This is a genomic window from Stenotrophomonas sp. P5_B8, from assembly GCF_054049855.1.
In genome coordinates this window covers 1-11,026 of the sequence record NZ_JBFULO010000107.1, presented here as the reverse complement: position 1 = coordinate 11,026, position 11,026 = coordinate 1, and the positions used below count along the sequence as shown (strand labels likewise).

At 69.3% G+C, this 11,026-nt stretch carries 10 protein-coding genes; 2 read left to right on the top strand and 8 right to left on the bottom strand.

Translation table 11 applies throughout. The annotated features are described in order from the left end of the window. From ACXJKH_RS08345 to hisS, 3 genes are all read right to left on the bottom strand, one after another. Positions 1-274, bottom strand: a 274-nt coding sequence (locus tag ACXJKH_RS08345) for a YerC/YecD family TrpR-related protein (protein ID WP_457319078.1), incomplete at its 3' end; no start/stop codon positions are given. A gap of 207 nt (positions 275-481) precedes the next feature. Then, positions 482-781, bottom strand: a complete 300-nt coding sequence (locus tag ACXJKH_RS08340; RefSeq protein ID WP_457319077.1) for a hypothetical protein — start codon at positions 779-781, stop codon at positions 482-484. Beyond that, positions 778-2,175, bottom strand: a complete 1,398-nt coding sequence (gene hisS / locus ACXJKH_RS08335) for a histidine--tRNA ligase (RefSeq protein WP_457319076.1) — start codon at positions 2,173-2,175, stop codon at positions 778-780. The genes ACXJKH_RS08340 and hisS overlap by 4 nt, the downstream gene beginning before the upstream one ends. A gap of 141 nt (positions 2,176-2,316) precedes the next feature. Here hisS and ACXJKH_RS08330 point away from each other — a divergent pair, with 141 nt between their 5' ends. Beyond that, a complete protein-coding gene (locus tag ACXJKH_RS08330) occupies positions 2,317-3,072 on the top strand; it encodes a Crp/Fnr family transcriptional regulator (RefSeq protein WP_457319075.1) in 756 nt (251 codons plus the stop codon). A gap of 115 nt (positions 3,073-3,187) precedes the next feature. Here ACXJKH_RS08330 and thrC read toward each other — a convergent pair whose 3' ends face one another. From thrC to ACXJKH_RS08305, 5 genes are all read right to left on the bottom strand, one after another. Then, positions 3,188-4,483, bottom strand: a complete 1,296-nt coding sequence (gene thrC / locus ACXJKH_RS08325; protein ID WP_457319074.1) for a threonine synthase — start codon at positions 4,481-4,483, stop codon at positions 3,188-3,190. 34 nt (positions 4,484-4,517) lie between these two features. Further along, positions 4,518-5,444 (bottom strand): homoserine kinase, encoded by a 927-nt coding sequence (locus ACXJKH_RS08320; RefSeq protein ID WP_256773903.1) that lies wholly within the window; start codon positions 5,442-5,444, stop codon positions 4,518-4,520. Continuing rightward, positions 5,441-7,957, bottom strand: a complete 2,517-nt coding sequence (thrA, locus tag ACXJKH_RS08315) for a bifunctional aspartate kinase/homoserine dehydrogenase I (protein WP_457319073.1) — start codon at positions 7,955-7,957, stop codon at positions 5,441-5,443. The genes ACXJKH_RS08320 and thrA overlap by 4 nt, the downstream gene beginning before the upstream one ends. 366 nt (positions 7,958-8,323) lie before the next feature. Then, complete coding sequence (locus ACXJKH_RS08310) at positions 8,324-9,271, bottom strand: DMT family transporter (RefSeq protein WP_457319072.1); 948 nt, start codon at positions 9,269-9,271, stop codon at positions 8,324-8,326. 71 nt (positions 9,272-9,342) lie between these two features. Continuing rightward, positions 9,343-10,065, bottom strand: a complete 723-nt coding sequence (locus ACXJKH_RS08305; protein ID WP_457319071.1) for an AraC family transcriptional regulator — start codon at positions 10,063-10,065, stop codon at positions 9,343-9,345. A gap of 150 nt (positions 10,066-10,215) precedes the next feature. Between ACXJKH_RS08305 and ACXJKH_RS08300 the strand changes: the two genes are divergently transcribed. Next, entirely contained in the window at positions 10,216-10,989 is a 774-nt protein-coding gene (locus ACXJKH_RS08300) for a DUF6491 family protein (RefSeq protein WP_457319070.1), read from the top strand. Positions 10,990-11,026 lie beyond the last annotated feature (37 nt).

Here is an 11,026-nt window from a genome sequence, read left to right as displayed (position 1 = left end):
GGCCATGGTCCAGCGAGCGCGCCACGCGCCCGGTGGTGGTCACGCTCACACCGGTCAATTCATGGATTTCGCGATACGGCACGCCCTGCTGCAGCAGCGGCACCACCTTCCAGCGGTCGGACAGCGCCTCCAGCTCGGCCGGGGTGCACAGGTCGCGCAGGAAGGCAGTAACCGCCTCCGGGTCGGACAGCGCGGCAAACGCACGCGCCAGCGAGGCCAGATCGGCCTGGGCGTCTTTCTCGCGGGGTACGGGACGTAGTTTCMTCGTATCAATGTAATAGCGTGCTATTACATTAGCGCAAGTGCCGCCACTGGGTCAAACCGCCCTACGGCCCACAGTGGGGCCCGTTCAGTCGCTGAAAACGAAAAACGCCCGCGGTCGCGGGCGTCGGGGGGGCGGTCGTGGTAGAGCCGACCCATGGTCGGCTGCACAGCAAAAAGGGAGGGCGGCAGGCGGGCGCCAGCAAAGCAACCCAAGACGCTATCGCGCCTTGCAACGCACCTCGGCGCGCAAGGCCCCGCTGCGCAGGCACTCCCCCAACAGGGTGCCCTGGCGGCTCGGGATCGGCTGCACGGCCTCCAGCGCCCCTGCCCCGTCTGGACACTGCTTGCCGGCCAACGTGCGCAGGTCCTGCTCAAGCTGGCGCTGGTCGATCACATGACAGCGATCAACCACCAACCGGTAATGTCCCGGAGCGATCCGATCGCTGTGCAGCGCCGGATCGCTCCGGCAGGCGCAGAGCAGGAGCAGCAACAGCGCCCCTGCCACTACCCGCTTCACGGCATGACCTTGGCCTGTTCCAGCTCCACCTGCAGGGTGCTGGCCAATTCGTCGCGCGACACCTCGAACTGCTGCTCGCGCAGCAGGTCCTTCACCGCCACCACGCCACGCGCCAGCTCGTCCTCACCGGCCAGCACCACGAAGCGGATGCCCGCCTTGGCGGCGTACTGGAACTGCTTGCCGATCTTCTTCGGCTCCATCTGCACTTCGGCGTTGATGCCGCCCACGCGCAGGCGACGGGCGATATCCAGCGACTGCGGCAGGCTGACGTCGTCCATCAGCGCGACCAGCGCATGCACGCTGCTGTCTTCGATACCGGCAATGAGACCGGCCTCGCGCAGCTGCCAGAACAGGCGGGTCAGGCCGATGGAGATGCCCACGCCCGGCAGCTTGGACTTGCTGTAATGGCTGGCCAGGTCTTCGTAACGGCCGCCCGAGCAGATCGAGCCGATCTGTGGGTGGTCGGTCAACGTGGTCTCATAAACGGTGCCGGTGTAGTAATCCAGGCCACGGGCGATGGAGAAATTCAGGCAGTACGCGGTTTCCGGCACGCCCAGCGCCTTGACCAGCTCCAGCACTTCACGCAGCTCGGCCACGCCCACCTTCAGCGTGTCGCTGGCGGCCGGGTCGGCCAGCAGCGCGTCCAACTGCGCCAGCGCGTCGGCGTGGCTGCTCGAACGCACCGCGACGAACGCCAGGATGCGCTCCACCTGCTCGGCGGGAATCTCGAAGCCCTCGCCCACCAGCGTCTCGCGCACGTAATCGGCGCCGCGCTTGTCCAGCTTGTCCACTTCACGCAGCACCGCCAGCTGACGTTCGCCGTCGGCCACGCCCAGGCTTTCGAAGAAGCCGCGCAGCAGCTTGCGGTTGTTCAACTGCACCGAGAAATCGCCGATGCGCAGTTCGGCGAACACCGCGTGGATCACCGCCAGCACCTCGGCGTCGTACCGCGTGCTCAGCGTGTCCTTGCCGATCACATCGATGTCGCACTGGTAGAACTCGCGGAAACGGCCACGCTGGGCGCGCTCGCCGCGGTACACGCGCTGCATCTGGTAACGGCGGAACGGGAAGGTCAGGTCGTGTTCGTGTTCGGCCACGTAACGGGCCAGCGGCACGGTCAGGTCGAAGCGCAGGGCCAGCTCGGGCAACGCCTTGTCGCCCGCGTCGGCGGCATTGGCCAGCGCACCGGTGGACTGCACGAAATACACCTGCCGCTCGGTCTCGCCGCCGGACTTGGTCAGCAGTACGTCGGACAGCTCGAACACCGGGGTCTCCACCGGCAGGAACCCGAACCGCTCGTAATTGCGGCGGATGACGTCCAGCATGCGCTGGAACGCGATCTGCTCGCGTGGCAGCAATTCCATGATGCCGGGCGGCGTACGGGGCTTGATCACTTGCGGAACTCCTGCGAATCGGGGGGATGAGCGAGGTGCATATTCTAGCCGCAGCCGAACCGGCGGGCCTGCATCCATCGCTCCGGCCCGGGCCTGCGGCCGCATGACGTATCATAAGCAGGCCCCGCTCCCTGGTTCGACATGACCCGGCCCCACTCCGGTACCGCGCTTTCCGCCGTTGAAGATCCCGCCAGCCCGGGCTGCGCGCCGCTGCGCGACTGCCTGCACTGCTCGGTGCGCCACCTGGCGGTGTGTTCGGCACTGTCCCCGGACGAGGGGCAGGCGTTGGAGCGGGTAACCGTGTCGCAGGCATTGCCGCTGGGCGCCACGCTGGCCCGCGCCGGTGAGGCACGCCAACATGTCTATACGTTGACTGCCGGCGCGTTGCGCCTGGTCCGCACCCTTGCCGACGGCCGCCGCCAGATCAGCGGTTTCGTGCTGCCGGGCGACTACCTGGGCCTGACCGGCAGCGACAGCCACCGCTACGACATCGAAGCGATCGCCGACAGCCGTGTCTGCCGCGTCGCGCTGCCGCAGATGAAAGACCTGYGGCAGCGTTTTCCGCATCTGGAACGCAAGCTGCTGCAGCGCGCGTGCCAGGCGCTGGATGACGCCCAGGATGCCGCGCTGTCGCTGGCCCGCCTGCAGCCGGCCGAAAAGCTGGCCGATTTCCTGCTGCGGCTGGCCGCGCGCGAAGCCATGCTGGGCGCGGACGGTCTGCGGGTGACGCTGCCGATGGGGCGCGGCGACATCGCCGACCACCTCGGCCTGACCATGGAAACGGTGAGCCGTACGTTCACCAAGCTGCGCCAGCAGGGCCTGATCGCCCTGCCGCATCTGAACACCGTGGAGATTCTTGACGAAGCGGGACTGCAGAGGCTTTCCGGCGCGGAGTGAGGCGGTGGCCGCGTTGTGGCGCGGGTGGAGGGGTTCGGGCGAGAGCCTGCCGAGCATGGCTCGGCACTACCGTTGATCCAGGGGCGGCTGCCCGCCTGCCGAGCGTGGCTCGGCACTACCGTAGATTGAGGAGGACCTCGCGCAGCGCTGGGTAATCCGGTGCACAGGGTTCGGCGTGTGCCGGGCGCTGGAGCAGGTCGGCCAGCGCCGGGGGCACGTCCAGCGCCTGGCCGATCAGCGGTTCCACCACCGATTCGAACTTGGCCGGGTGCGCGGTGGCGGCCACCGCCCAATCGCCCTGCACGCCTTCGMTGCGCAGCTGCTCCAGCAGCACCATGGCGGTGGCGGTATGCGGGCAGAACAGTTCGCCGGCCTGCGCCCAGCGCCGCGCGATGAGGTCGCGGATCGCCGCATCGTCGACGGCCTCGACACGGAAATCGGCACGCAGCGCGGCATCGTCGTCGGCGTACAACCAGCGCAGCCGTTCGAAGTTGCTCGGTGCACCCACGTCCATCGCGTTGGCCACGGTCGCCACGCTGGTGGCCGGCTGGTAGGGGCCGCCATGGAAGAACCGTGGCAGCACGTCGTTGGCATTGGTCGCCAGCGCGATCCGCCCCAGCGGCAGCCCCATYGACCGCGCCAGCACCGCCGCCATCGCATTGCCCAGGTTGCCGGTCGGCACCACCAGATTGAGCACCTGCCCGGTGGCCACGTGATGCTGCAGCGCTGCATGCGCGTAGTAGCTCATCTGCGGCAGCCAACGGCCCAGGCTGATGCTGTTGGCCGAACTCAGCGGCACCTGCGCCTGCAAGGTGCGATCGCCCAAGGCCTGCTTGACCATCGCCTGGCAGTCATCGAAGGCGCCGGCCACGCGCAGGGTGTGGATGTTGTCGCCGAAACAGCCCAACTGGTGAGCCTGCCGGGGTGACACGCGCCCGTCGGGATACAGCACCACCACGCGGATGCCCGGCTGACGGTGGAAGGCAGCCGCCACCGCCGCACCGGTATCGCCGGAGGTGGCGACCACGATCGTCAGCGGCTGCGCGCGCTCCTGCTGTAGCTGGGCCAGGCTGGCGGCAAGGAAGCGCGCACCGAAATCCTTGAACGCGGCGGTGGGGCCATGGAACAGCTCCAGCACATGATCGCCCGGCGTACTCAGCGGGCGCAGCGGCGCGGGAAAATCGAATGCCTGCGCGCACAGCCGGTCCAGCTGCGGGGCCAACCGGTCGCCCTCGAAATAGGCGGCGAGCACCGCTGCGGCATCCTGCGCCAGCGTGCCATGCGCGCGCCATGCCTGCGCCTGTGGTCGCTGCGCTGGCACGTAAAGTCCGCCATCCGGGGCAAGCCCGGCGGCGATGGCTTGGCTCAGGGTCGCGACAGGCGCGTTGTGGCGGGTGGAGACAAAGTTCATCGGCGGTCCTGGAGAAAAAGGGGAAACACGCGGCTCACAGCAACTGCGCGCCGGGGGCGTTCAACGGCGACACCCAGCCCTGGCTGTCGAAACCGGCCTCGGCGAAGGCCTGCTGCACCGCCGCCTGTGCGGCCAGCGCCGCGTCGCGATGCTCGAACCAGGCAAATACGCTGGGGCCGGCACCGGAAATGCTGGCACCCATCGCACCGGCAGCCAGCGCGGCATCACGTGCTGCAGGGAAGCCGGCAATCAGCCCGGCACGGCGCGGCTCGACCAGCACATCGCGCAGCCCGGCGCGGACCAGCGATGCATCGGCGTTGAAGCATCCGCTCAGTACCAGCGCCAGGTTGGCGCTCTGCTGCACGAACTCGCCCAGCGCATAACTGCCCTGCAGCGCGGCGCGTGCACGGCGGGTTTCCAGCACCGCATCGGGATGTACCAGCAGGCTGTGCCAGGCGTCCGGCACGGGAATCGGTACCAGCCGCTCGGCCGTGCTCAGCACAAGCCCCCCGAGCAGCATCGGCCCGACGTTGTCGCCATGCCGGCCGCCACTGGCCACCGCCTCGCCGGTCAGCGCGAACGGATACAGCGCCTGCCGCGACAACGGGGCGTCCAGCAGCGCGTTGGCCGCCACCAGCGCGGCCACGCACGATGCCGCCGAGCCGCCCATGCCCGAGCCGAGCGCGATGCCCTTGTCGATCTCCACCTCGAAGCCGAACGGCAGCGCCAGCGCCTCGCGCAGCGCGATCAGTGCCGCACCGGCCGTGTTGTCGGCGGCGTTGAGCGGCAGCGCGAACGGGGTGCCACGGATCGCCACGATGCGCACCTCGGGCGTGGCGATGCGACGCACGCTGACCGTATCGCCGACTCCGGCGATGGCATGCCCAAGGATGTCGAAGCCCACCGCCGCATTGCCTACCGACGCCGGCGAAAACGCACGGGCACTGTCACCTGCACTCACAGGCGTGCCCCTTCGCCGACCGCTACCCGCAGCACATCGGCGAACACGCCGGCGGCGGTCACCTCCGGCCCGGCACCGGGGCCCTGCACCACCAGCGGGTTGTCGCAGTAGCGCCGGGTGGTGAACTGCACCACGTTGTCGGTCAGGCGCAGAGTGGCGAAGGCGTGGGCGGCCGGCAATTCCACCAATCCCACCTGCGCACCGTCAGCCGACAGCCGCGCCACGTAGCGCAGCACCGCCCCGCGCGCACGGGCTTGGGCGAGCCGCTCGGCGAACAGCGCGTCCACCGCGTCCAAGCCGCCCATGAACTCCTCGACGCTCGCCTGACGCAGCACCTCGGGCACCAGGCTTTCCACCTGCACCTGCTCCAGGCTCAACTCGCGCCCGGCCTCCCGGGCCAGGATCACCAGCTTGCGCGCCACGTCCACGCCGGACAGGTCGTCGCGCGGGTCCGGCTCGGTGTAGCCCATGCCCCGCGCCTGCGCGACCAGCTGCGAAAACGGTACCTGGCCGTCGTATTTGTTGAACAGCCACGCCAGCGTGCCCGAGAAAATGCCGTCGATGGCCAGCACTTCGTCGCCGGTATCGACCAGGTCGCGCAGCGTGGTGATCACCGGCAGCCCGGCACCAACGGTGGCCTCGTAACGGAAGCGCGCGCCACTGGCGGCGGCCGCCTCGCGGATCGCGTGGTAGCGCGGCAGCGGACCGGCACCGGCCTGTTTGTTCGGGGTGACCACATGGATGCCCGCTGCCAGCCACCCGGCATAGCGATCGGCAACATCGGCACTGCCGCTGCAATCGATGATCAGGGCGTGCGGCAGGTGCGCCGACAGCAGGTGCTCGGTGAACACGTCCAGGTCGGTGGGTACGCCCGGGCCGGCCAGGGCCGCACGCCAGTCGCCGTGCACACCGCGCTGGTCGAGCAGCATGCGGCTGCGCGAGGCCACCGCGCGCAGCCGCAGGTCCACGTTGGCCCGGCCCAGCAACTGGGTCTGTGCCGCCTGCAGCTGATCGAGCAGGGCCGCCCCGACGTTGCCCGGGCCGATCACGCCGACCGAGAAGGTCTGCGGCGACAACCAGAAACCGGCGTGTGCGGCGCGCAGCGCCTTGGTCGCATGGCGGCTGTCCACGGCCACCGAGATGTTGCGCTCGGACGAGCCCTGCGCGATCGCCAGGATATTGACCTGGGCGCGGCCCAGCGATTCGAACAGGCGCGCGGCCACGCCCGGCTGCCCGGCCATGCCATCGCCCACCGCCGCCAACACGCTGACGTTGTCGGTGAGCTGCACGCGCTGCACCTGGCCCAACGCCAGCTCATGCGCGAAGGCCTGCAACAGCGCAGTGCGCGCACGCGCCGATTCGGCCTGCCGGACCACGCAGCAGATCGAATGCTCGGAAGACCCCTGCGAGATCATCACCACCGACACCTGCGCGTTGCGCAGCGCGGCGAACACGCGCTCGGCGGTACCCGGCACGCCGATCAGGCCGGTGCCTTCCAGGTTCAGCACGGCCAGGTCAGGGCTGAGCGTGAGGCCCTTGATCGGACCGGACACGGTGCGCTCGGCGGTGATCCGGGTGCCCGGATGGTCGGGCCGGAAAGTGTTGCGGATGATGATCGGCAGGCCGCGTTCGATCGCTGGCGACATCGTCTGCGGATGCACCACCTTCGCCCCGAAGTAGGCCAGCTCGCAGGCCTCGTCGTAGCTGAGCGCATCCAGCTGCACCGCTTCGGGCACCACCCGCGGGTCGGCCGACAGCACGCCGTCCACGTCGGTCCAGATATGCAGCTCGTCGGCATCGAACAACGCGGCAAAGATCGCACCGGAGTAATCGCTGCCGTTGCGGCCCAGGGTGGTGATGCGGTCGCGGCGATCGCGCGCCACGAAGCCGGTGGCCACCACGCGCGGGCCCGGATGCGCCTGCCGCCAGGTCGCCAGCCGCTGCGCGCTCTGCACCCAGTCCACGTCCACGCCCAGCTCGCCACGGTCCACCACCAGCACATCGCGCGCATCCAGCACCGCGCAGTCTTCGCCCAGGGTCTGCAGGTACTGGCCGAGCAGCTGCGCCGAATACACCTCGCCCAGCCCCTGCACGCGGTCCAGCACTTCCACCGGCAACTCGCCGATCACCGCCAGCGCGCCCAGCACTTCGGCCAGGTGGTCAAAGCGCGCATCGAACCATTCCACCGTCGGCCCGGCCTGTTCGCCCAGCAACGCGACTGCCGCGCCGCGGTGCCGCGCACGCAGCGCATGCCAGTGGTCGCGCCAGTGCGGCGCATCGTCGGCCGCCAGGCCGGCCAGCGCGATCAGCGCATCGGTGACGCCCTTCATCGCCGAGACCACGGTGACCTGCACCGCTTCGTCGCGCGCCAGCAGCAGCTGGGCGACATGGCGGTAGCGCTCGGCGTCGGCCACCGAGGTGCCGCCGAACTTGTGCACGACCGTGGAGGTGGCTGCCCGCAGGACCGGGGCGGCAGGATCAGCAACAGCAGGCAGGACGGCGACGGAAGACATGTAGACCTCGATTCGAGGCCCCGCGTCGGGTCAGGTTGAAGGCGCTCCCCCGCAACCTGTTCCGGGTGCGGGGCCGTTGTTTTCGGAAATTACGCGAAGACGACGGGCCGCACCGGGCGAGTGGTGACGGTGGTAATGGTGGTGGTACCGGTGCTCCGGTCGGCCACGGCTCGATCGACCGCAAGGGCGGCGATGCACGGCTGGGCGGTGGCGGCGAGGGAGACCATGGGTCAAGAAAACAACGCCGGCGGGGGACTTGTCAAGTGTTGCAGTGCAAAAAATCCACGCGCGCAACATGCCGGTAACGTCGGCAAACAAGTTGCGAATGAGACCATCCAGCTGGCGCAATGCCCTTGGCCCAAACGCTCATCCCGCGTGCTCGGCAATCGCGCGGGGTGGGCGATGTGCGTGCGCACACATCAGCACGCCGGCGATCAGGCAGACGATCGCCACGGTTTCCATCGCGGTCGGCAGGCGGTGCTGCCAGGCAAAGCCGTACAGCAGCGCGAACAGCGTTTCGAACACGATCATCTGCCCGGTCAGGGTCAGCGGCAGGTTGCGGCTGGCGCGGTTCCAGCATGCATTGCCCAGTACCGAGGCCACCACCGCCACCCCGGCGCTGATCAGCCAGAACCAGCCCCAGTCGACCGTGACATGCGGGGTGTCCTGCAGCGCGAACGCGCTGGGCACCAGCAGCAACGCCAGCCCGCCGGTGGCCACCCCGGTCAGCAACGACCAGTCGTGTCCGGAGATATCCGGGCGCCGCGCCAGCCAGCGGCTGTTGCCGATCGAGTACACCGCCCAGGACAGCAGCGCGCCGACCGCGCACAGCAGCCCCAGCGCACGCTGCCCGGTCGAACCGCCGGCGTGCTCGGCCTGCAGCGCCTCGTAACCGACCAGCCCGACGCCGAGCAGGCACAGCAGCAGTGCCGGCGCCAACCGTCGCAACGGCACCGCGCCTTGCTCACGCACGCCGGCCAGCGTCACCACCACCRGGATCAGCCCCACGATCAGCGAGGCGGCCGCGCCGCCGGCCCACTGCACCGCATTGGCCAGCAGCACGAAATACACCAGGTTGCCGGCCAGGCTCAGCCACAGCAGGCCGCGCCATTCGGCCGCGCCGATCCGCGTGCGCAGCTGCCGCCAGCGCGGCGCCAGCAACACCACCGCGATCAGCCCATACACCAGGTAACGCCCGGCCGACAACTGCACCGCGCTGAAGTGGCTCAGCATCGCCGGGGCCAGGAACACCACGCCCCACAGCGCACCGGCGGCGATTCCGTTGGCGATGCCAACTCCCATGGATCGATTCATCTGCGCGTGCGGGTCATTGCTGGAGGAGTGCGCCAGTGTAGGCACGCGCGCGCCGTCGATCTTGACCCAGGCTACTGCCGGTGGCGCCGCCGGTACTCGGCCGGGGTCATCCCCCACTCACGACGCAGTGCACGGGTCAGTGCGCTCTGCTCGGAGTAACCGGCCTGCTGGGCGATGCTGGCGATGGACAGCGTGCTTCCAGCCAGGTGGCGGCGCGCGCAGCGCAACCGGCACGCGCTCAACCATGCCAGCGGGGGCATATCCAATGCCGCGCGGAACAGCGCATGCACGCGACTACTGCTGACCCCGACCGCGGCCGCGATCCGCTCCACCGGCCAGGCCTGCCCTGGCGACTGTTCGATGCGCGCGCACACAGCCTGCAGCCGCGTCGCACTGCCCGCCAGCGAAAACGCGTCCAGCAGCAGCGGCAATTCGCGCGCCACCACGGCGCMATCGATCCGCGGCGGCAAGCCCGCACTGACCCGTTGGACCATCGCGCGCACCTCGGTCGGCAGCGCCAGCACCGGGTGCTCGTCCAGCCGTTGCAGGGTGTCTTCGTCCAGCAGTTTGACCGGACAATCAACGATCAGGAACCGGTCATCGGCCGACGCGGACTGCGCATGCCCGGCCGACGGCGCCACGAACGCACCCTGCCACCTGTCCAGCCGCGCACCGCGCCCGTCCAGTTCGAAGGCCAGTTCGCCATCCACCGGCAGCACCCATTGGGCGAAATCATGTCGGTCCACACTGGACGCGCGACCGTAGCGACGCAGGTTGAAGGCGGCAGCAGGCATGGACGTGGGCAGACAGGACGCGCGTGAACCGTGGGAGCGATCAGTCTGCGCGCGCGCCAGGCGTGACGCAATCCAGCGGGGCGGCCGTCCCCGGCTGATATAGTCGGCCGGTCCTGTCCGCATGGAATGCACACTGTGACGTCGCCTGGAATGCCCCGCCCTGCCCGGATGCGCTGCTTCGTCCTGCTGGGCCTCGCGCTCACCTGCCTCCCCTTGACCGCCGCGGCCGTCGCCCCACGCGAACCGACCCGGATTGCGCCCGGCCCCGGCTGCCTGGATGCGCGCGGCCTGCGCGACATGAACCAGACCGACGCCGACAGCGTGACCGTGCTGGCCGCCGACTACCAGCCGTGGCGCGTGCGCTTCCAATCTGCCTGCCCCGGCGTGGACGATGCCGCCGAAGCGGTGCTGGAAGCGCCTTCGGGCTGGGCCTGTGGCGGTCCCGATGAACGGGTACGCGTCGATGGGCGTCTTTGCCCTATTGCCTCGGTGGCGCGCATCGACGCGCGCGAGTTCGCCGCGCAGGCCAAGCTGAGCGACGCGCGCACGCTGAAAACGTTGCCCACCGTGCAGGTGGCGGCGACCTCGGAAACCCGCAGCCGCTTCGGCGCCTCGCCGGCCTACTGTTTCAGCACGCGCGCCCTGCGCAGCTGGTCCGAAGATCCCAAGGGCATCAAGGTCGAAACCAACCCCAAGCGCTCCGGCGGCAACCGCTATTACCGCGTGGAACTGGGCACGTACTGCCCGGAGGTCAGCAACGCGCCGGAGATTTCATTCCGCTCCGGCTTCGGCAACGGTCTGATCTGCGGCAATCCTGGCGACCGCATGATGGCCAGCCAGGCCATGCCCGGCGATCTCCGCCGCCAGAGCAACCCGCGCAACTACCTGGGCTGCGCGGTCATGGCGGTGTATCCGATCCGTTGAAGACTTCCCCTGATCGTGCGACTGGAACCGCCATGAC